Annotated in this window: 17 protein-coding genes; 9 read left to right on the top strand and 8 right to left on the bottom strand. The window is 51.7% G+C overall.

The features are described 5' to 3' along the window. Nucleotides 1–156: 156 nt before the first annotated feature. Both tal and tkt read right to left on the bottom strand, forming a co-directional pair. On the bottom strand, nucleotides 157–1,239 hold the full coding sequence (tal, locus tag CKV68_RS01330; RefSeq protein WP_095075458.1) for a transaldolase: 1,083 nt from the start codon (nucleotides 1,237–1,239) through the stop codon (nucleotides 157–159). A gap of 115 nt (nucleotides 1,240–1,354) precedes the next feature. After that, on the bottom strand, nucleotides 1,355–3,448 hold the full coding sequence (gene tkt / locus CKV68_RS01325; RefSeq protein ID WP_095075457.1) for a transketolase: 2,094 nt from the start codon (nucleotides 3,446–3,448) through the stop codon (nucleotides 1,355–1,357). A 362-nt stretch (nucleotides 3,449–3,810) separates the two neighbouring features. Here tkt and CKV68_RS01320 point away from each other — a divergent pair, with 362 nt between their 5' ends. Further along, nucleotides 3,811–4,743 carry a heme o synthase gene (locus CKV68_RS01320; RefSeq protein WP_095075456.1) on the top strand — a complete coding sequence of 311 codons (933 nt, stop codon included), beginning with the start codon at nucleotides 3,811–3,813 and terminating at the stop codon, nucleotides 4,741–4,743. A 140-nt stretch (nucleotides 4,744–4,883) separates the two neighbouring features. Here the strand turns inward: CKV68_RS01320 and CKV68_RS01315 are convergent, their stop codons facing one another. The 4 genes from CKV68_RS01315 to mptB form a co-directional block, all read right to left on the bottom strand. After that, nucleotides 4,884–5,882, bottom strand: coding sequence for a COX15/CtaA family protein (locus tag CKV68_RS01315; protein WP_038622736.1), 999 nt, complete (start codon nucleotides 5,880–5,882; stop codon nucleotides 4,884–4,886). A 96-nt stretch (nucleotides 5,883–5,978) separates the two neighbouring features. After that, a complete protein-coding gene (locus CKV68_RS01310; protein ID WP_095075455.1) occupies nucleotides 5,979–6,779 on the bottom strand; it encodes an ABC transporter permease in 801 nt (266 codons plus the stop codon). A 1-nt stretch (nucleotide 6,780) separates the two neighbouring features. Continuing rightward, nucleotides 6,781–7,737 carry an ABC transporter ATP-binding protein gene (locus CKV68_RS01305; protein WP_014525810.1) on the bottom strand — a complete coding sequence of 319 codons (957 nt, stop codon included), beginning with the start codon at nucleotides 7,735–7,737 and terminating at the stop codon, nucleotides 6,781–6,783. An 18-nt stretch (nucleotides 7,738–7,755) separates the two neighbouring features. Beyond that, on the bottom strand, nucleotides 7,756–9,594 hold the full coding sequence (mptB, locus tag CKV68_RS01300) for a polyprenol phosphomannose-dependent alpha 1,6 mannosyltransferase MptB (protein ID WP_095075454.1): 1,839 nt from the start codon (nucleotides 9,592–9,594) through the stop codon (nucleotides 7,756–7,758). A gap of 344 nt (nucleotides 9,595–9,938) precedes the next feature. On the opposite strand from mptB, the gene CKV68_RS01295 reads away from it, so the two are divergent. From CKV68_RS01295 to CKV68_RS01260, 8 genes are all read left to right on the top strand, one after another. Then, on the top strand, nucleotides 9,939–10,712 hold the full coding sequence (locus CKV68_RS01295; protein ID WP_095075453.1) for a helix-turn-helix transcriptional regulator: 774 nt from the start codon (nucleotides 9,939–9,941) through the stop codon (nucleotides 10,710–10,712). After that, complete coding sequence (gene sufB, locus CKV68_RS01290; RefSeq protein WP_013911567.1) at nucleotides 10,709–12,163, top strand: Fe-S cluster assembly protein SufB; 1,455 nt, start codon at nucleotides 10,709–10,711, stop codon at nucleotides 12,161–12,163. Before CKV68_RS01295 ends, sufB begins: the two co-directional genes overlap by 4 nt. A 5-nt stretch (nucleotides 12,164–12,168) precedes the next feature. Continuing rightward, a complete protein-coding gene (gene sufD, locus CKV68_RS01285; protein WP_095075452.1) occupies nucleotides 12,169–13,350 on the top strand; it encodes a Fe-S cluster assembly protein SufD in 1,182 nt (393 codons plus the stop codon). Between the two features lie 113 nt (nucleotides 13,351–13,463). Next, nucleotides 13,464–14,222 (top strand): Fe-S cluster assembly ATPase SufC, encoded by a 759-nt coding sequence (gene sufC, locus CKV68_RS01280; RefSeq protein WP_013911565.1) that lies wholly within the window; start codon nucleotides 13,464–13,466, stop codon nucleotides 14,220–14,222. Beyond that, nucleotides 14,219–15,508, top strand: a complete 1,290-nt coding sequence (locus CKV68_RS01275) for a cysteine desulfurase (protein ID WP_095075451.1) — start codon at nucleotides 14,219–14,221, stop codon at nucleotides 15,506–15,508. Before sufC ends, CKV68_RS01275 begins: the two co-directional genes overlap by 4 nt. Then, nucleotides 15,505–15,954: a Fe-S cluster assembly sulfur transfer protein SufU gene (gene sufU, locus CKV68_RS01270; protein WP_014525806.1), complete on the top strand. Its 450-nt coding sequence runs from the start codon at nucleotides 15,505–15,507 to the stop codon at nucleotides 15,952–15,954. The genes CKV68_RS01275 and sufU overlap by 4 nt, the downstream gene beginning before the upstream one ends. Next, complete coding sequence (locus CKV68_RS01265) at nucleotides 15,951–16,430, top strand: metal-sulfur cluster assembly factor (protein WP_038618532.1); 480 nt, start codon at nucleotides 15,951–15,953, stop codon at nucleotides 16,428–16,430. Before sufU ends, CKV68_RS01265 begins: the two co-directional genes overlap by 4 nt. Nucleotides 16,431–16,540: 110 nt before the next feature. Continuing rightward, a complete protein-coding gene (locus CKV68_RS01260) occupies nucleotides 16,541–18,172 on the top strand; it encodes an ABC-F family ATP-binding cassette domain-containing protein (protein ID WP_095075450.1) in 1,632 nt (543 codons plus the stop codon). A 200-nt stretch (nucleotides 18,173–18,372) separates the two neighbouring features. On the opposite strand, the gene CKV68_RS01255 is transcribed toward CKV68_RS01260, so the two are convergent. Continuing rightward, nucleotides 18,373–20,760, bottom strand: a complete 2,388-nt coding sequence (locus CKV68_RS01255; RefSeq protein ID WP_095075449.1) for a DUF5979 domain-containing protein — start codon at nucleotides 20,758–20,760, stop codon at nucleotides 18,373–18,375. Between the two features lie 332 nt (nucleotides 20,761–21,092). Next, nucleotides 21,093–22,202 (bottom strand): ATP-binding protein, encoded by a 1,110-nt coding sequence (locus CKV68_RS01250; protein WP_013911517.1) that lies wholly within the window; start codon nucleotides 22,200–22,202, stop codon nucleotides 21,093–21,095. Nucleotides 22,203–22,275: the final 73 nt, after the last annotated feature.

Here is a 22,275-nt window from a genome sequence, read left to right as displayed (position 1 = left end):
AGATTCTACCTACAAAGTAACCATTGCCATATAGTTCGTGATGTAGACAGTCAAAACAAAGCATTAGTGGTGTGGAATTTGTAACGTGGGATACGGAAAAATCGTTCCTGTGTGTCTTGAGGAATCCCGTATCCCACGCTCTTAATCAGATGGTGCTTAGCTCAAGCGAGCTTTCATAGAATCGAGTAGTTCGTCCCATGCCGCTACGAATTTATCGACGCCTTCTTGCTCCAGAACCGCAAAAACATCCTCGAAATCGACGCCGGCTTGAGAAATAGCAGAGAATGTCTCTTCAGCTTCCGTCGCGGTATTCGTCAACGTGTCACCTGCGCCATCGTTGGCCTCTAGTACCGCGTCAATGGTTGCTTCTGGCATAGTGTTGACGGTATCTGGACCTGCGAGCTCTGTGACATACAGCGTAGGGGAGTAGTCGGGGTTCTTGACCCCAGTGGATGCCCAGAGTGGGCGTTGGATATTTGCGTTTTCAGGGAGCTGCGCTGCGGAAAAGAGCTCTTTGAAAACTGCGTAGGCACGACGTGCGTTGGCAACGCCAGCTTTGCCGCGCAAAGCTAAAGCCTCGTCCGTTCCGATGACTTCCAGTCGTTTGTCTACTTCCGAGTCCAGCCGTGAGACGAAGAAAGATGCCACAGAATGGATTGCGGACACATCCAGACCATTGTCTGCTGCTCGGTTGATGCCTTCAATGTATGCGGCGATAACCTCGCGGTATCGGGCTACGGAGAAAATAAGAGTGACGTTAACGCTGATGCCTTCCGCGAGCGCATCGGCTATCGCGGGTAGTGAACCAGCAGTTGCTGGAATTTTGATCATGACGTTGGGACGATCTACTTGCTTCCACAGCTCTCGTGCTTGCGCGAGGGTAGCTTCGCGATCTTCAGAGATACGAGGATCTACTTCGATACTTACCCGCCCATCGACGCCGTGGGAAGACTCATAAATCTCAGCAAAAATATCGCATGCTTGCTGCACGTCTTGGATGCTCATTGCGTAGACAGCTTCGTCGACGCCAACAGCGTGAGCCTTAAGATCCGCAATCTGTGCGTCATAAGCGGTGCCTTTGCTCATAGCCGCAGCAAAGATTGCTGGGTTGGTTGTCACACCGACGATGGACTTAGTGGTGATGAGCTCGGAGAGATTTCCGGAGGTAATGCGTTCACGTGAAAGATCGTCTAGCCAGGTAGAAGTTCCTGCTTGTGCGAGTGCATCGATTGCATTCATGTTGAGTACCAATTTCTTTGTGAAGGTGGGGGGCCGAAACGAGTGTGTAAGCCGCATACATCTATGAGGTTGTATGCGGCTTACACATAATCAGTTAATTTTGATGAAATTAACTCTAGGCGTTCAGGGAATCGTGCGCAGCTGCGACGACGGCATCGGTGGTGATACCAAATTCTTCAAAGAGCTTTTCATAAGGAGCAGATGCGCCGAAGTGCTCTAGAGACACTGCACGTCCGCGGGTACCGAGGTGCCTGTACCAGGACAACGCGAGGCCAGCTTCAACAGAGACACGAGCAGTAACCTCAGCAGGCAAAACGGATTCTTGGTAGTCCCGGTCTTGTTCCTCGAACCAGTCAAGGCAAGGAACGGAGACTACCCGAGTGGCAATGCCTTCTGCTTCTAGACGCTGAGCAGCTTCAACTGCGAGCTGAACCTCGGATCCGCTGGCCATCACGATGACGTCAGGAGTAGCTTTGGATGCTTCCACAAGGATGTAAGCGCCGCGCTGGACTCCCTCGCGTGCCTTCTCCTTGGTGCCTTCCAAGACCGGAACATTTTGGCGGGTCAACGCGAGGCCTTTAGGGCCTTCCTTGTACATCAGCGCAGCGCGCCATGCTGCTGCTGTTTCATTAGCGTCGGCGGGACGCAGCATGGATACGCCAGGAATTGCTCGGAGCGCAGCCATCTGCTCGATAGGCTGATGCGTAGGTCCGTCTTCTCCCAAACCGATGGAATCGTGGGTCCATACGTAGTAAGCGTCAGTTCCCATGAGAGCCGCGAGGCGAACTGCCGGACGCATGTAATCGGAGAAAATTAAGAAGGTTCCGGCGTAAGGCCGTGTAGGACCATGAAGTGAGATTCCGTTGACGATCGCACCCATGGCGTGTTCCCGGATACCAAAGTGCAGGTTACGTCCATAAGGATCGGTTGACCACGTATCAGTGGTGATAGATGTAGGACCGAAAGATGGCTCGCCTTTGATCACTGTATTGTTGGAGCCTGCGAGGTCTGCGGAGCCGCCCCATAGCTCGGGCATGGTCTTGCCTAGAGCCTGAAGCGTAGCCTCGGAAGCCTTACGGGTAGCCACTCCCTTGCTGTCTGGCTCCCAGGTGGGCAGCTCGGAGTCGAAGCCCTCAGGGAGCTCTCGGCGTGAGAGACGATCAAACAAGGCCTTGTTTTCTGGGTTTGCAGCAGCCCACGCGTCGAATTTCTCCTGCCAAGCTGCGCGAATATCTGCGCTGCGAGCAGAAAGTTTACGCGTGTGCTCTATGACGCTCTCGGCTACATCGAAGGTTTTCTCAGGGTCGAAGCCCAAAACTTCCTTTGTTGCGGCAACTTCTTCTTCACCTAGAGCTGCACCGTGAACAGCTCCACTGTTCATCTTTGTCGGAGCGGGATACCCGATCACAGTGCGAAGACGGATGAACGTGGGGCGCGTGGTGTCTGCTTTGGCTTCCGCTACAGCTTTTTCGATGGACGCGATATCCTCGCCGCCCTCGATTTCAATGACCTGCCAGTTGTATGCACGGTAGCGATCCACAACGTTTTCATTGAAAGCGATTTCCGTGTCTTCCTCAATAGAGATGTGGTTGTCATCCCAGAAAACAATGAGGTTGCCCAGTTGTTGCGTTCCGGCTAGTGAGCTTGCTTCTGCAGTCACGCCTTCCTGCAAGTCACCATCAGAAGCAATGACGTATACATAATGATCGAAAGGCGAGGTTCCTGCCTCTGCCTGAGGATCGAAAAGCCCACGCTCGCGTCGAGAAGCCATAGCCATACCAACTGCAGACGCTAGGCCCTGTCCTAGCGGGCCCGTGGTAATTTCCACGCCCTTTGTATGGCGGTATTCCGGGTGTCCAGGAGTAAGGGCGCCCCACGTGCGTAGGGCTTCCAGATCATCTAGCTCTAGACCAAAACCGCCTAGGTACAACTGAATGTACTGGGTGAGCGAACTGTGTCCGCAGGACAAGACAAAGCGATCTCGGCCAGTCCATTCGGTATCAGCAGGATCATGGTGCATGATGCGCTGGTAGAGGGTATAGGCCAGAGGCGCCAAGCTCATAGCGGTTCCGGGGTGGCCTGATCCGCACTTTTGGACGGCGTCTGCCGCGAGCACACGTGCGGTATCGACTGCCAAGGTATCTACCTCAGACCAGTCGTCAGGGTAGTGGGGGGTTGTCAAAGCCTTGAGCTCTGGAGACAAAGTCACGTAGTCCGTCCTTAAAATCGCGTAGGTCTTTGTTGTTAAACCAAAGGAAGTACATAAGGGGTCAAAGGCCCTTAAACTTTTGTTACCTCTTCCTACCTTAATAGCGATAATTACCCGGGAGGGCAATGAGTGTGAGTTATTTGGCAGAAGCAAGGGAAAAGTTGTCATCAGAGGAAAGCTTTTCGACGTTTCTCTTCAACCCCACAATCCACATAGCATTGGGCCGTCACCTCCACCTATGGGGTGTCGATGTGGGGAAAAAACGAATGGACGCTAGACTTGTGGGGCTACACGCTTGCTGTATGAGAACTAGCCGGTGATGGCACATCCTGTTTTACGCATATTTCTGTTGGAGGACTCCCTTGGAGAAGATCAAGGCCTATATCGCGCTGACAAAGCCAAGGGTCATTGAGCTCCTATTGGTTGCAACAATTCCAGCCATGCTCCAAGCGGATCGTGGACACAGCAACATTGGGCTGATTCTGCTTACTCTTTTGGGTGGTTGGATGGGAGCCGCGGCTGCCAACACCTTTAACATGGTCGCCGACTCGGACATCGATCAGAAAATGGGGCGCACGCGCGCACGACCGTTGGTCAAACATACTGTGAGCAATCGACATGCCAGCATCTTTGCCTGGATCCTCACGGTGACGAGCTTCCTGTGGCTCTGGTTACTATGCGATTCTTTGCTCGCAGGTTTGTTTGTTATGTTGACAATTTTCTTTTACATTTTTGTCTACACCAAGCACCTCAAGCGTAAAACCCATCTCAATATTGTGTGGGGTGGGGCGGCTGGCTGCATGCCAGTTGTGGTCGGCTGGGCCGTGATTACAGATAATGCACCGGTAGGAATCCCCGCGCAATGGTGGCAAGCGATCGTCTTGTTCTTGATTATTTTCTTCTGGACACCTCCACATACATGGGCATTAGCCATGAAGTATAAGGATGACTACGCGCGAGCAGGCGTCCCGATGCTTCCCGTAGTCAGAGAGCCCGTGGAAGTGACACGCCAAATCGTGTGGTACACATGGGCGACTGTGATCACAACGTTCCTCATCATTCCTGCGGCAGGTTGGATTTATGGGAGCATAGCTGTGGTCTCAGGAATCTGGTTCCTCATTATGGCGATCCGGTTGCACCAAGGCATTAAAGCCGGTGGCGAGGTCAAACCACTCAAGCTGTTTATTCTTTCCAACAATTATCTGTCGATACTCTTTGTGGGCTTGTCGCTTGATGCAGTCTTGGGACTAGAAACTGTTGGTCAGATGCTGGGGTGGACAACAACCTTCTTCTAAGAAAGACCCTCTTGCATCTTATGCTGAGGAGATAACGCAGTGAGATTACTCGATGTTGAGAGGCTCATGTAAAAAGCGAGGTGCTGCAAAACCACTGTAGTGGTCTGCAGTACCTCGCTTTTCTCTATGCAGTAGGATTGCTACATCTTATTCAGCAGGGCCCGCTTGTGATCTCCAGTGGGCGAACCGGTGACGTAGTCCCCACCATTGACGCGTTGGATACCCGATGCCCAAAGCAGAGAGCTATAAGCAACGACGACAGAGCACATGCCAATGTGAACCGGAACTGACCAACGAGGCACACCGAGTCGGTATTGAATCACCCCGATGACGGCTTGAATAAGGATCATCAAGATAAGCATCCAGCTGAGTTTTTGCGAACGCTTTGGCGCTAACTGTAGGACAAGTCCGGCCGCGAGTAGCACGGTAGTTGCCAGGTAAACATACATAGTCCAGGCGTGGACGTGTGCAATCCAGTCGATATCTACGTTAAGTCGGCCTTCCATGCCAACATTGCTATCACCAGAGTGCACGCCTGCTCCTGTGGTCATCGTTCCTGTTACGAGAACGAGAGTCAGCAGCGCTGCGCCCAAAGCAGCAAGTCCACGCAGCGAGCTTGGGTAAGCGCGTTCAGGGGTGCCGTCGTCAGGCTCTGAGATACGAACATACAAAATAGCCGCGAGCCATACTAGGAGCACCGATGGCAAGAAGTGAATCGCAACCGCCCACCACTTAAGATCCAAGTGGACAGAAATACCGCCAATGACGGCCTGCACGATAATGCCAATACCCTGGGCTAGACCGTGAATAATGATTTCTTTTCGCCGATGAGCGGAAACAATGGAAACAAAAAGGGAAACAGCAATGGCAACAAGAACAAATGTCAGAAGCCTATTGCCGAACTCGATTGCCTGATGAAGCCACGGGGCAGCGCCTTTAACCGGGACAAGCGAGCCAGGGTGGCAATTAGGCCACGTATTGCAACCTAACCCTGAGCCGGTAACTCGAACAATCGAACCTGTCACCGTGATCGATCCTTGGGCTACAAGGAGCGCCATAGCTAGCGCACGTTGCGTAGAAGTCTTTGGGGCGAGAGTACGGAACCATTCCGCCTTGGCTGGTTTGTCAACGGTAGTCACGGCGTCAAATTCTACCGAGTACATAGAGATTAGGCGATTTTATTGAGATAACTTCGGCGTGTGATGCGCCACCTCAACGCTTTTGTAGGGAAATAATTATCCAGAAAATTTAAACCAGCGGTTAGCCATAACAGAACCGAGCGATAGCCAACCTAGCAAAATGATTACATCTGTGGTGGGGAAGGAACCACGAAAACCTGAATAGAGGCCGTCAGACAAGGCTACAGACGGGATTAACTTTAGCCACGTGGTTGGCTCAGCAGAACTCTGAAACAAGATATAAGAGGCGACTCCGACTAATACAACCCAAATTAGGTTAGCCAGGCCCAGAACCAGCTCGGAAGATAGAGTTCCGCCCATCAACAGACCGAGGGACGTAAAGGCTGCAACGCCTATAAAAAAGACCAGCAGGCCTATAACAATGCCTGTTGCTGTGGACGTCCACCCTAAGGCAAGCGCTACTGCCCCGAGGACTACTATCTGGATGAAACTGACCGAGAGAACACCCAAGACTTTGCCTGAAACGATCGTCCATGAGGGAACGCCGCTCGCGCCAGTTCGCTGGAGGGCGCCGTAACGACGGTCAAATGCCAGGGAGATGGCTTGACCGGTAAAGCCCGAGCTCATGGAGGCGAGGGCAAGCATCATGGGAAAGCCCTTGGTTAGGGGATTGGGATCGTCGAGAAGCGGTAGATACGCCAGCGCTAAGAGCATTCCGAGAGGGATAATAAAGCTGAGAAGCTGCTGCTCTCCGTGCCTTAGAAATAATTTGGCCTCGACAAACCCCTGTGACCACACCATGCGTGCAACGCTGGCTCGTTGCGGGTTAGGGGTGAATGTTCCCGGAGGGAAAAAATCAGCCGAAAGTGCGCTTTCTTGTTGGGAAGGTGGTGTCACGTTAACTCCTCAGCTCACGACCGGTTAAATCTAAAAATATGTCCTCAAGGCTTTTTGTCCTGGTTTCCCAAGACGTGATAAGGACGTTTTCTTTTGCGGCAGCTGCAGAAAGCCTAGCGAGGGTATCGGGTGATAGATCGCCAGTGAGGCCGTAATGAAGCGGCTTGATTTCCTGTACCCCAAGGTCCTTGAGGGGGGCGCTGCTTAGAGGAAGAGCTGTCGAGGTAGAAAAGACTGCGGAAGTTCCGCTCTTTTTACTCGTGCGGAGCTCCTCTGTGGTCCCTTCTGCGACCAATTGCCCTTGATTTATAATCGCGACTCGATCTGCCAGTGCCTGAGCCTCATCCATGAGATGCGTAGTGAGGATGACTGTGACACCATCCGCTTTAAGTGAACGGATGAGTTTCCAAACGACCAGGCGGGATTGAGCATCCATTCCGGCGGTGGGTTCGTCGAGAAAAACGAGCTGTGGTCTACCAACTAAGGCGAGAGCTAGGGATAACCGTTGCTTTTGCCCACCTGAGAGGCGTCGATACGTGGTGGTGCGGTGCGAATCCAGGCCTAGTACGTGAAGCAACCAGTCTGTGTCGAGTGGGTCTTTGCTATAAGACGCAGTGAGGTTAAGCATTTCCTGTACGCGAATGCCTGAATAGGAGCCCCCTCCTTGCAACATTATTCCGACTTTTTGGCGCACAGCATCTGGGTGCTTTGCTGGATCGATGCCAAGCACGCGGATACTGCCTGAAGTTGGTTTTTGGAAACCCTCACACATTTCAATGGTGGTTGTTTTGCCTGCACCGTTGGGGCCTAGGAATGCTAAAACCTGGCCTGGGTAAGCCCGAAGGCTTAAACCTGCAACGGCTTCCTTCGTGCCAAAACGCTTGACCACTTGAGTTAACTCAAGAACAGGGGAAGAAGACGCAGTTGGCTCGGAAGAAGTCGAGTTGAACGTAGTCACATGAGAAAGTGTAAAACATCAACGCCGAGCGCGTTTAAACGACCACCATAGGAGGAATAAAAGAACGGACAAACCAAGGGCTGATGCAAAGTAAATCGAAAGTACGGTACTGGGAGGTAGAGAAAGCCCTCGGGGCAGGACAAAGAAGGAGAGCAGTGCTGAATATAACGTGACTCCCATGCGGAAGAAAGCCCTATTGGCCCATGCTGATAGCGGAAGAATCGCCCATAGCATGTACCAAGGATGAACCACAGGGAAGAAGACAACCAAAACAAAAGTTGCAACCCCAAGGCCACCGATCGCGGGTATGCGCCCCCAATATGTTGCGAGCAGCATTCTGAGCATGAATACACCCGCTAGTAAAATTCCGCAGCCGCGAGTTATTTGCAACATAGCCTCTGTCTGATCTCCGAGTCCCAGCAGCATGCCAAACCATCCGGCGGCAACGCCAACGGCAGTAGAGAGAGACATCCAACTTCGAATCGCTACAGCACCACCTTGCGCGTGAACCCAGCCAAGTCCTATGCCTGAAACAAAAGTTATGACAAGAATGGAGAGTGTTAGGAGTGCAATTTGAATGCCCACGGCGCATGCCAGGGAAAAGCTATGACTACGCTCGCGGAAACGGAAAGAGCGAGCGATGGCCATCCCTGTGAAGCCGAGACCAATAAACCCGGTTACTTTCACCATGCCTGCGCATGAAATTAGTAAGCCAGAAGCGCCGATATAAAGTGCTGCATGTCTGAATATCCCGACTCTTAAGTAGTTGCAGCCGCGTAGTCCAAGCTCAAAACCGGCTAGAAGAAGCCCTAAGAGGATGGCTTCATTATGGATGCCGCCAACCAGATGCAAAATAGTCAAAGGGTTCAGTATCCCCAACCATAAAGCCGCTTGAGGTGCCACCCTACAACGTGTTGCAAGCCGGGAGATGGCCCAGCCTGCAAGGGCGATACCGGCGATAGAAAGGGTGCGGTGCAGAAATACTCCCCAGGCGATGCTGTCTCCGGTGATGTGGCTGATGAGGGACGCTAGACCTAATGCCACAGGGCCATAGGGGGAAGGGGAATGAGCCCAAATAAAGGGGACGCTGCGGGCGAGGGGATGATCAGTGCCTAAAAGATCTATCGGGCCTGCAGAATAGGGGTCGAGGCCCATCCGGACTATTGCGCCATTGGCTAAGTATGAATAGATGTCTTGGGTGAACATAGGGGCGCTGAGAAGTATGGGGAGGCTCCATGCTGCAAATGTTCGCCAGAGCAAAGACATGCTTACTATTCGAGCATCATCCCCTTTGTTGGTCTGTCGGGTCCTTGATGGGAGAGCTCCTGTGAATGGTGCTATGAGAAGCCAGGAGATAACGAGGAGTGCTACGCCAATAAAACAAACGATCATTGAGCTTTGAAGCATCCGGGCCATAATGGACCCGCCGATAAAGCTTGTGTATGGATTGTTGACTACTGGGAGTGCCCCCGCTCCGAGCGCTCCGAAGCCAAGTAAAAGGGCTCCCAATGCTCCCATCCACCTGAACATTGCAAACCGGCGTAACTCTGAAAAAGTTAAGTCTGAAGCGGCGCGCTCTCGCGGAAAGGCTACGGGAATGTTCTCTGCTTTATGTTTTGGCGGCGCTGCAAGGTCCAAAAGATCGGCGCCAGTGACGGTATTAATGAGGGCAGAGCCGCCTTGATAGGGGTGGTGTTCACCCAAGGTTGGGATCTTTGATCCGTCTTTTAAATCTGTGTGATGCGGCGACGCACTTTGTGCAGATATATGAAGCTCGGCAGAACGTGAACCGGGTAGGCCTAAGGAAGGCAACTCATCGCGTAGAGACTGCCAAAGTTTATGGGGATTGAGCTTCACAGCGTAAATACTAGCGGTAGAGCCGTGGTCGGGTTGGTGATAAAGGTGATAAAGAGGCGAGTGTTGGGGATGGGGCAGGGTTGGGAGATGTCCGCCGTAGTTACTTTCTTTAGATATGATTATTTCTCTGCCATCTGTAGAAAGTTTTAACTGATAAATCTAAAGATGATGGTGAAGGGGACAAAGGTTGGTTAGGGTGTGCTAACCAGCGCTTTTATGGTGGGGTCATGTTGCTGGAATGAATACCGACATATTAATGTTGCTAAATGGTGTCCGCGGATAACGTCCTGTAGGGCGATCTATCCAACGAAACTTTTGGAATGGAAGAAGGTGACACAAAGACTATGGGAACCACACCAACCATGCGGGGTTTATCGGCTTCTCGCGGAAAAACCTCAGGAAAAGTGAATCATCCTGTTACGGAAACGCGAAGTACTGATGGCGAGACTCGGCGACAGATCATGCTGGTTATGCTCAAGTCTGGCCCTGTCACCGCGACTCAACTAGGGGAAACCCTCGGACTTTCTGCAACGGGCATTCGACGCCATGTCGATATCTTGGTTGAGGAAGGCCTTGCTGAAATATCTCAGCCTAGGAAAACGGTCGGTGATAAAACTCGTGGTCGTCCTGCAAAAAGCTTCAGGCTTACAGCTGCTGGACGCGGGCAGTTTGGTCATGACTATGATTCTTTGGCTGCTCAGGCGCTAGCCACATTGAAGGAAACTGGTGGCGAAACCGCAGTGAAAGAGTTCGCACGTAAGCGCGTTGCGACAATCGTCGAGGGGGTTGAAATCCCCACGGTGGAAGATGCTGACTCTTTGGAAAAAGCCGCATCTGCTTTGGTGGAAGCATTTTCAGAGAGTGGTTACGCCGCAACGTTGACCAACGCCGCGAATGGTGTCCAGATATGTCAGCATCATTGCCCCATCGCAGGTGTTGCAGCAGAGTTCCCGGAGCTCTGCGAAGCCGAGCATGAGGCTATTGCGATGTTGCTTGGACATCATGTGCAACCGCTAGCTTCAATCGCTGAAGGTCATGACATATGCACGACCAACATTCCGATAACTCCAATTCTGACCCCCACAACTAAGACTCCCAATGAAAGGAGTGGTTCATGACTCAGGCGACGCCGAAGGCACCGAACCTTGGTGTAACTGCACCTTCGACTGACGATGAGATCATCGAGTCCATGGGCCCGTACAACTACGGCTGGCATGACTCTGACGAAGCAGGTCAGAATGCTCGACGTGGTTTGGATGAGGACGTTGTTCGCTATATTTCTGCTCAGAAGAACGAGCCAGAATGGATGCTAGAGCAACGCTTAAAGGCGCTCAATACCTTTGAGAAAAAGCCCATGCCAACATGGGGACCAGACCTTTCCTTTATTAATTTCGACGACTTTAAGTACTACGTTCGGTCGACGGAAAAGCAGGCAACAACCTGGGACGATCTTCCAGAAGATATCAAAAATACTTATGACAAGCTCGGTATCCCAGAGGCGGAGAAGCAGCGCCTTGTTGCCGGCGTAGCGGCTCAGTATGAGTCCGAGGTCGTCTATCACCAGATTCGGGAGGATTTGGAAGAGCAAGGCGTTATCTTCCTTGATACGGATACGGCTCTGCGTGAGCACCCGGAATTATTCCGCGAGTATTTTGGGACTGTAGTTCCTGCCGGCGACAATAAATTCTCGGCGCTTAACTCCGCAGTATGGTCGGGCGGCTCCTTTGTTTACGTCCCCAAGGGCGTACACGTAGAAATTCCGCTTCAGGCTTACTTCCGTATCAATACGGAAAACATGGGACAGTTTGAGCGCACTTTGATCATCGTTGATGAGGGCGCATATGTGCACTATGTTGAGGGATGTACGGCACCGATTTATCAGTCTGATTCTTTGCATTCAGCGGTCGTAGAGATCATCGTTAAAAAGAATGCTCGTTGCCGCTATACCACTATTCAGAACTGGTCCAACAACGTTTTGAATTTGGTTACTCAGCGTTCCAAAGTCGAAGAAGGCGCGACTATGGAATGGGTTGACGGAAACATTGGTTCCAAGATCACCATGAAGTACCCAGCTGTATGGATGGTTGGCCCTCACGCTAAGGGTGAGGTTCTTTCCGCCGCTTTTGCCGGTGAGGGGCAGATTCAGGACACCGGAGCAAAAATGCAGCATATGGCTCCTTACACCTCCTCAAACATCGTCTCTAAGTCTGTTGCTCGTTCGGGCGGACGGGCCGCTTATCGAGGCCTGGTGCGCGTGTCCGCAAACGCACACCATTCAGTGTCCAACGTTGAGTGCGATGCGTTGTTGGTGGATAACATCTCTAGGTCTGATACGTATCCGTACAACGACATACGTAATGACCACGTTTCTCTCGGACACGAGGCTACTGTGTCCCAGGTGTCAGAGGAACAGCTGTTTTATCTACAATCGCGTGGCATCGCAGAAGATGAGGCTATGGCGATGATTGTCCGTGGATTTGTTGAGCCAATCGCCAAGGAACTCCCTATGGAGTACGCGCTGGAGCTTAACCGACTGATCGAATTGCAGATGGAAGGGTCGGTGGGTTAACTCCGATGTCTCAGATACAACAACAGTCTCGCGGTACTGTCCACAACAATAAGGGTGATTTATTCTCGTCCTTTGACGTTAATGATTTTGACGTCCCACGCGGCAAAGATGAAGTATGGCGTTTTATTTCGTTCCGCCGCCTCCGCGGGCTTCACGACGGCACCTTTGCCCCAGCAACCGCTCCCAACGTAAGCATCACCATCCCTGAAGGAGCACAGGGAGTTACCCATGAGTCGGTGGAAAAGACTGACTCTAGGGTTGGACGCACGGGGGCTCCCATTGATCGTGTTGGTGCCCAGGCTTTCACGTCAGCAAACAAGGCTAATCTCTTGACTGTTGCTGCAGGCGCTGTGGTGCACGAGCCGATTCGCGTTGAAGTAGAAGGTAAAGGCGACGGATGCACGTCCTTTGGGCATCTGGTGGTGGAAGTCGGTACGAATGCTGAGGCTCTTATCGACCTGCGCTATACCGGTTCCGGTACGCATGCGGATAACGTTGAATTCTTTGTGGGCGATGGTGCTCGGTTGACAGTTATTGTTGATGCTTCCTGGAACGATGACGCTGTTCACCTTTCAGGACATCAAGCGGTGCTTGGACGCGACTCCGTTTTCCGCCATAACGCTGCTGTTTTCGGCGGCGAAGTCGTGCGGCTCGTTCCTCGTGTCCGTTTTACGGAGCCAGGTGCGGATGCTGAAATGCTCGGTGTGTACTTTGCCGATGATGGACAGTATTTTGAGCAGCGGTTGCTCGTAGACCATGCCGTTCCCAACTGTCGTTCTAACGTGCTGTATAAGGGTGCGATCCAAGGCGACAAGAACTCCAAACTTCCCGACGCGCATGCCACATGGGTAGGAGACGTTCTTATTCGCGCTGGTGCGCAGGGCACAGATACCTATGAGGCTAACCGAAATCTCGTTCTGACTGATGGCGCTCGCGCAGATGCTATCCCTAACCTGGAGATTGAAACAGGGGAAATCGCGGGAGCCGGCCATGCCGCAACCGTTGGACGTTTTGATGACGAGCAAGAATTTTATTTGCGTTCTCGAGGCATCCCAGAGGATGAAGCTCGTCGTCTCATCGTCCGAGGCTTCTTCTCTGAAGTCATTGGAAGAATTCCGGTGGAGTCGGTTCGAAACGATCTAGAAGAACGCATCACCGTCGAACTCAATACCCTTCAACAGCGTTAACGCTGAATCGATGGCCCCAGAGTGCAGGATAAACGTCGATAAGCCTAGCCGGGTCTTTCCCACAGCACGCTAAACATGCGCCCACAACACGAAGCGAAAAGAGAACAAACCCAATGAGCACCTTGGAAATCAAGAACCTTCATGCCCAAGTACTACCCACTGATGAGACTGCACAGCCCAAAGAAATCCTCAAGGGGGTAAACCTCACCATCAAGTCCGGCGAGACTCATGCAATCATGGGCCCCAACGGCTCTGGTAAATCTACCCTTGCTTACACCCTTGCTGGGCACCCTCGCTACGAGATCACGGAAGGCGAAGTGCTTCTCGACGGCGAGAATATCCTGGATCTAGACGTTGATGAGCGCGCTCGCGCAGGTCTTTTCCTTGCTATGCAGTACCCCACAGAAATTCCTGGAGTTTCTATGGCTAACTTCCTACGCTCTGCAGCTACCGCCGTGCGTGGAGAAGCCCCGAAGCTGCGTGAATGGGTTAAAGAGGTAAAACAGGCACAGGCAGATCTAAAAATCGACAAGGCGTTTAGTGAGCGCTCTGTGAATGAGGGGTTCTCCGGTGGCGAGAAGAAGCGCCATGAGGTCCTTCAGCTGGATTTGCTGCGCCCAAAGTTTGCGGTCATGGATGAGACGGACTCGGGGCTTGACGTAGATGCACTTCGGATTGTGTCCGAAGGGATTAATCGGTATCAGGAGAAAACCAACGGCGGCATCTTGATGATTACGCACTATAAGCGAATCCTTAACTATGTGCAGCCTGATTTCGTGCACGTCTTTGCCAACGGCCAGATTATTACCTCGGGTGGCCCGGAATTGGCCGATGAACTTGAGGCTAACGGATACGATCGCTTTCTCTCATGAGCAATACATATCTGACTGAGTCAGGAGAGCTCGATACGCAGCGACTGCGTCAAGAGTTTCCTATATTGTCGCGGTCTGTGCGCGATGGTAAAAGCTTGGTCTATTTGGACTCCGGTGCAACGTCGCAACGCCCAGAGCGAGTGTGGCGTGCAGAAGAGCGTTTTGTTTTGCACACTAATGCTCCTGTGCACCGGGGTGCTTACCAACTTGCCGAGGAAGCCACAGATGCCTACGAAGACGCTCGTACCGCGATCGCAGGGTTCGTTGGAGCGGAGTGGGACGAAATAGCGTTTACTAAAAACGCCACGGAAGCCCTTAACCTAGTCGCATACGTGCTGGGAGACCCCCGAGCCGGTGACCTCCAAGTTACGGAAGGCGACACCGTCGTAGTCACAGAGCTAGAGCATCATGCTAACTTGGTGCCTTGGCAAGAATTGTGCGAACGTACGGGTGCCACGCTGAAGTGGTACTCAGTGACCGAAGACGGGCGCATCGATCTTGACTCCTTAGAACTTGACCAGACGGTAAAAGTGGTTGCATTTACGCATCAGTCGAATGTCACAGGGGCAGTAGCGCCGGTCGCAGAGCTGGTGCGTCGTGCTCGCGAGGTAGGCGCGCTTGTGGTCCTCGACGCGTGTCAGTCGGTCCCGCACATGCCGGTAAATTTCCATGATCTTGATGTCGATTTTGCTGCGTTTTCGGGTCATAAAATGTGTGGCCCGAGTGGCGTTGGCGCGGTCTACGGAAAGAGAAAGCTACTGGAACAACTTCCACCTTTCCTTACCGGTGGCTCGATGATTTCCGTAGTGACTATGGAAAAGACGACGTTTGCAGACATTCCCCAACGATTTGAAGCCGGTACACAGATGACCAGCCAAGTGGTGGGATTGGGAGAAGCAGTAAAATTTCTGCAAGAGATAGGGATGAGTGCTATTGCGCGCCATGAGCACAAGCTCACGGACTACGCTCTCAACCGTCTGAGCAGCATTGAGGGGCTCAGCATCTACGGCCCTACAACCAATGTAGATCGTGGCTCTGCTGTGAGTTTTAAGGTCGATGGAATACACCCTCATGACCTTGGACAAGTTCTTGATGATCACGGCGTATGTATTAGGGTCGGGCATCACTGTGCGTGGCCGGTACACCGCGCACTTAATGCACAATCGACTGCGAGAGCATCTTTTTACTTCTACAACACGTTAGAAGAGATTGACCGACTCGTTGAGGCGATTGAAGCGGCTAAAAAATTCTTTGGAGTTACTGCCTCGGAAGGAGGAGCACTATGAACCTCGAGTCCATGTATCAAGAAGTGATCCTCGATCACTATAAAAATCCGATGCATGCGGGTCTGCGTGAACCTTATGAGTCCGAAGTCCATCATGTGAATCCCTCATGCGGTGATGAGATCACACTCCGGGTGCATCTTTCAGAGGATGGCTTAACCGTCGCAGACGTTTCTTATGACGCGGAAGGTTGCTCTATTAGCCAAGCTTCCACGTCGGTCATGGCGGAAGAAATCGTGGGCAAGAGCGTTGCAGAAGCCATGGATAAGCTCGAAGAATTTGAGCGGATGATTACGTCTCGCGGAACGGTAGAAGGAGATGAAGACCTTATCGGCGATGGCATTGCCTTTGCCGGAGTGTCCAAATATCCTGCGCGGGTGAAATGTGCGCTTCTGGGGTGGAAAGCATTCCAGGCTGCCACTGCTGATGCTTTAGAGGAGAAGAAGTGAACGAAGAACACGTAGAAAACAAAGCCACGGAAGAGCCAGCAGGCACCTCGGTAGAGCCCCAAGTGGAAGACCTATCTGATGGCACCGCTACCGAGGCAGCTTCTGAGGAACAATCTGATCTCGCAGCAGGTGCTTTGCGTCCGGAGCAATCAGAGGAAGACATTGCTAAAGCTAGCGATGTAGAAGAGTATCTTCGTGATGTCATTGACCCCGAACTAGGCATCAATGTTGTCGACCTCGGCCTGGTATATGACGTATGGATGGTAGATGGCGTTCACGCACACGTGAACATGACTCTTACCTCGCCTGCGTGTCCGCTTACCGACGTCCTAGAAGATCAGGCACAATCTGCAGTTGTAGGAAACAAGATCGCAGAGTCACTGAGCATTCATTGGGTGTGGATGCCCCCATGGGGCCCGCATATGATTACGGAAGATGGCCGGGACCAATTGCGTGCCCTCGGTTTCTCGGTTTAGGTTCTTAACCTAACGCGATAGCTCGCATATGTTCCCCCTGCGTCCCATGATGTGCGGGGAACAACATCCTGTTACAGGATAGGGATGGTTACTTGATATAATCCGCCGTTGTGATTGTGACCAATGATTTTGAAGTCCGCGTAGGGGCAAGAACCCTCCTGAATGCTCCTGGCCAGCATCTTCGTGTACAGCCGGGAGATCGGATCGGACTTGTTGGCCGCAACGGTGCCGGCAAAACTACTACGATGCGAATTTTGGCAGGGGAGACTGAACCCTATGCCGGCGTAGTGACTCGTAGTGGTGACATTGGTTATCTTCCGCAAGATTCGCGAGAAGGCAATATCGATCAATCCGCGCGTGACCGTGTTCTTTCTGCGCGTGGATTAGACCAAATCCAAACCTCCATGGAACGCCAGCAAGAAATCATGGAGACCACGCCGGATGATAAAAAGCGCGATGCCGCTATTCGCAAGTATTCGCGGCTTGAGGAACGCTATCATGCGCTTGGCGGTTATGAAGCAGCTGCTGAAGCAGCTCGCATCTGCGATAACTTGGGTCTTCCCGCACGGATCCTCGACCAACCACTTAAGACGCTTTCTGGCGGACAACGCCGTAGGGTAGAGCTGGCGCAAATCCTTTTCGCGGCGTCAGCAGGCTCTGGAAAATCAAGCACGACATTGCTTCTCGACGAGCCGACGAACCACCTCGATGCCGATTCTATTACGTGGCTGCGCGATTTTTTGAGCAAGCACGAGGGTGGCCTCATCATGATTTCACACGATGTAGAACTGCTTGATGCGGTCTGTAATAAAGTGTGGTTTCTCGATGCCGTGCGTGGCGAAGCGGACATCTACAACATGAGCTTTTCTAAGTACAAAGATGCGCGCGCCACTGACGAGGCCCGTCGTCGTCGTGAGCGAGCTAATGCGGAGAAGAAAGCCGCCGCGTTGAAGGATCAAGCAGCTCGACTTGGAGCCAAAGCCACCAAAGCCGCCGCAGCTAAACAGATGCTGGCACGCGCTGAAAAAATGATGGGCAACCTTGATGAGATCCGCATTGCAGACCGAGTAGCTAACATCTCTTTCCCTGAGCCAGCACCTTGCGGAAAAACCCCTTTGAACGCGACCGGGTTGACCAAGATGTACGGTTCTTTGGAAGTATTTGCTGGCGTGGACCTTGCCATTGATAAAGGATCCCGAGTAGTGGTCCTAGGCTTCAATGGTGCTGGTAAGACGACACTTCTGAAACTTCTTGCAGGCGTTGAAAGAACAGATGGCGAAGGCGGAATCGTTTCCGGGCATGGCCTGAAAATCGGCTATTTTGCCCAGGAACATGACACCATCGATCCACAAAAATCTGTCTGGCAGAACACTATCGATGCTTGCCCAGAAGCCGGCGAACAAGACCTCCGCGGTCTCCTCGGTGCCTTCATGTTTACCGGTGAGCAGCTCGATCAGCCTGCAGGGACGCTATCAGGCGGTGAGAAGACACGATTGGCGCTGGCAGCCTTAGTTTCTTCGCGTGCAAACGTCTTGCTTCTCGACGAGCCAACGAACAACCTTGACCCGGTTTCCCGTGAACAAGTACTTGACGCACTCCGAACCTATAAAGGCGCTGTGGTGCTTGTGACTCACGACCCTGGAGCGGTGCGAGCCCTAGAACCCGAACGCGTCATAGTGCTTCCTGACGGAGACGAAGACCTGTGGAGCGAGGCTTACATGGAGATCGTGGAATTGGCTTAGTCTGACTGGCGTGACTTCGCGAATAACCTCATCGGTAACACATGAGTATCAACCATTACGACCGGTGAGGGTAATTAGAAGCCTTTGATAGACGCAGTTCCTTTGTCCACGTAGTCCTTGTTTATTTTTAACGATAAAATGCTCGGTCCTTAGCTTGATGACTAAGGGCCGAGCATTTTAGTGGATTCAGTGCCTAGAAGTTATTTCTTCTTTTTAGCGTTTGTAATGTACATCATTACGCCGCCCAGGCTGACTAGGAGGACAGCTAACAAGGCGATCCAGAGCACAGAAGCACCTGTTTTTGCTAGCACACCTTTACCGCGTTCTGGCTGCGGAGCTGCAGATGATGGATGTGCTTGAGGCGTAGCCGTCGGAGCTGGGGTATTGGGGGAAGCAGTAGGTGCTGGGGGCAATACCGTAGGGACCGGGATAGGGATTGGGATAGGAATAATCGGTGGAATAGCGTGTGTCGTCTTCGTGGTGGTGGACGATGAAGACGTTGGCTCGGTGGTCTGCGTAGTGGTAGACGACGAGGACGTTGGTTCCGTGGTCTGCGTAGTGGTAGACGATGAAGACGTCGGCTCGGTGGTCTGCGTAGTGGTAGACGATGAAGACGTCGGCTCGGTGGTCTGCGTAGTGGTAGACGATGAAGACGTTGGTTCCGTGGTCTGCGTGGTCGTAGACGACGAGGACGTTGGTTCCGTGGTCTGCGTGGTCGTAGACGACGAGGACGTTGGTTCCGTGGTCTGCGTAGTGGTAGACGACGAGGACGTTGGCTCTACAGGAGGTACCACAGGGGTGTACTTATTCACTGCAGTTACAACCAATGGGGTTTTCTCGGAGCTGTTATCACGAGGAGTTACCGCGAACGGATTGTCAGAACCGCTCTTTTCATCATTGGTTAGCCAGCTCAACGAATGTGTATAACCTTCTAGTTCCACAGGCGTTTCAGTGATCTTACAAGTTGAATTGAGGGGGAGATTCTCAATTTTTACTTCCTCATCATGAGCAAGCATGTTCTCACCGCTGATCTTTGTACTCTCGTTAGCTGTGCATTCCCACTTGAACGTGAACTTCTCTGAGGTGCTTACACCCTCTACCTTTTTCTTAAGGGTGAAACTACCGGTTTGCTTTTGCTCAAATTTGTTGGTTGCAACGAGATGGACGGCTTCTTCGCTCGGGTCCTCAATCGTGATATCCACGGTTGGAGTGGAATTGAAGCTAGTGACCTTATTATCTTTGTCGATTACAACCCAAGATGTCGTAAGCTTCCGGCCTTCTTTTACCTCTGGGTCTTGTTCTTTGACTGCGCACTTTAGACCTTTATCTAAGTTGCTAACATGCACGAAGCCGCCGTGTTTTACCTTAACTTGGCCATTTTTATCCATTCCACCGGCAGCAGATGTGCACTGGTAGTCGAATGTATATTCCTTGGCCTTGTCTTCTTCTGTGCCTACAACGTTTTTCTCGATGGTGAAACCACCTTTGCTGCCGCGCCCTAGACCACCAGCGTTGGGGAAACGAACGTATCCTTCGACCTCAACATTGTCGATTGTGGCCTTGTTCGTCACGATGCTACCTGGAGCGGGCTTGGTTTTTGTTACCGCTGTAAGAGTTAACACGGGACCGGACTGCTCGTACAACCCGTAAGGGAATTCAACAGAAACTTCGCTGGGAGTGCAGTTGATTGCGTAATTATAACCATCGCGGAATCCATCATTTTGAGTTACATTACTAAAACCGCTTCGCGTTCCACCTCCGGCATTTCCTCCGGCATCATAAATAGCGTGACGAATTTGTTGCTGACCGGCCATGAATGAAGAAACGTAGACAGGTGCGTAGCCATTATTATCATTACCATCACAGGTAAACTGCCATCCGTCAGGAGCCTTATCTGTAACGATCACTCGCCTACCCGTGTATTCATTTTGATGCTTTTTAGGATCGATTCCTACTGACCACTGGATTTTGTAGTTGCCAGTCTTTTCATCGTAACCGGTGTATTCACCGATTTTTGAGTCATCGTGAAAAAGACCGCCTTCGCGCTGTTCAAATCTCCCGGGTAGGTTACCACTGCCGCAACCGTTGAAATTCAGATTACCGTCGAAATTGTTACTTGTATTCCATGCAACAGAGACGAATGCACTGCCCTCAACATCGAAGTTACGTTCCTGGAAGTTGGTGAGTGTGATGATGAATTCATCGCCGGACCAAGAGCCAGTGGCAACGATCTCGCCGTTTTTATCTTGAAGTGGAACTGTTCCAGTGTTGACGGCTTTTAGCTCTTTTGGAAGCTTGAGTTTAATAGTGTCGCCAGCTTTGGCTTCTTTGTTGGCTTTCCAATCAAATTGGACTTCTGCGAATCCGCTCGGACCTACGTATTTGCCGTCCTTGATGTTCGGACTATCGTCTTTCCATTTGATATTCGACCAGCTACCACCTGTACACGTTTCTTGTGCAGCAGCTGAAGGCGATTGTGCTAGGAGAGGGGAGAAACTTGCAATGAGAAGCAAGGCGAGCAGCACACTAAGCCAAGGGTTTTTTGTTAATCGTTTGACTGAGGCGTGCTTTACGTTAGTAAGCATCATAATTTTCCGTATCGCCATCCTTGAAAGAATGGGTAATAAAATAATTGAGATTTTCTTCAGATTTAAATGGGGGAGACAGCGCAAAATAAATGTTTTTTCGTTGATGTCTTATATGTAGCCTACTTTTATAGGGACATGACAACAAACCAACATTAAGGCACTGAAAAATATTTCATTTCCCTAGCGAAAGGGTGATATTAAGGGCCCCCGTGCTCTCATTCGGGGGTTTCTGAGAATGTCGGGTACAGGTTTTGGGTTGTTTCCCCAGTGGTGGTACCCCGCATGGAAGCTGAATATTCGCAACCTGTGATGACTGACTTAATCGCAAGCAGCTACAGGTACTGTTCGGCGTTGAGCCTCAAGTGCTCGCGCAGATAGGGGAGAGCAAAGTCTGCGCGTCCGCGCCCCGTGGCGACTATAACGCCACGATCAAGGAGTCGCCTGCGATATGTAGAAGGCTGGCTTCCTGGTATGCCTAGTTCGGCTCCCAGTTCATTAAAATTGGCAGGACCTTCAGATTCTGCAAGCTTGATAAGGAATTGCATCTCACGATAAGGGATGCCCTTCATTGCTGGCATATGAACTTGTTGTCCCATGCGCTCGATGACTAGGGGGAGGGATCTGTTGACGTGCTCTTCGGATATGTCATGAGATCCCGCCATGGTCCATGCGATCGAACCGCATAGTTGAATGAGGTAGGCGTACCCATGGCATGCGTAGGTGAGAGTACTAAGTGCCTGATTGTCGATGTCCTTCCCGCCCTGCCTGACCGTTTGGGCAATGGCCGTGCGAACATCATCATTATTCAAAGCTTCTATCGGGATATGCATTGCGCGACGAAGAAATGTGGTTCCCTCATGCGCAAGGAGTTTTGATATCTCAAGCGGCAGTCCTGCCACAGCCAACGCGATATTGTATTCATTGCGTACGCAGTCTTGGATGGCGTCCATGAGGAAATGAAGTGATTCGGGTGACGCTGATTGCACCTCATCCATCGTGATCAAAAGTCCAGATCCACTTGCAGTGAGATCTCTTGCAACATCATTCATTATCGACCATAGGGATACCTGAGGTGGCAACTGAGAAGGCTTGTCAAAGGTTATCCCTCCAATATTGGCAATGGATACGCCCGAAACTCCTATATGCGGCCCGCGGGGTTGTCCTTGTTTAAGCAGCTGTGGCAATGAGACATGAATAAGCTCGTGGTGCTCATGGTCGGACGCGCGGGCACGAACGCATTCCCACTGCAATTCCTTGGCTTCTGCTTCTAGTTGATTGAGGAGAACGGTTTTGCCAGTTCCACGAGTTCCGCTAATAAGTATGAAGCGATAGGGGGCGCCAATGCCTTCTCTTAGTGCAAAGCCGAAGTTATCCACGATGGAAGTTCTTCCGGCAACAACAAGGGGGTTGACTCCAAAGCTGGGGCGGAATGGATTGCGCATATTTCCCAACATACCCTATGTAGGTTTTGTAGGTAATGGAATAGCTTGTAGGTTTTGTAGGTAAATCTCTGTT

Origin of the sequence: Corynebacterium ulcerans, assembly GCF_900187135.1 — a bacterium.
In the GTDB taxonomy this organism is placed as follows: Bacteria; Actinomycetota; Actinomycetes; order Mycobacteriales; family Mycobacteriaceae; genus Corynebacterium; species Corynebacterium ulcerans.
This window is presented reverse-complemented; position numbering and strand designations above follow the sequence as displayed.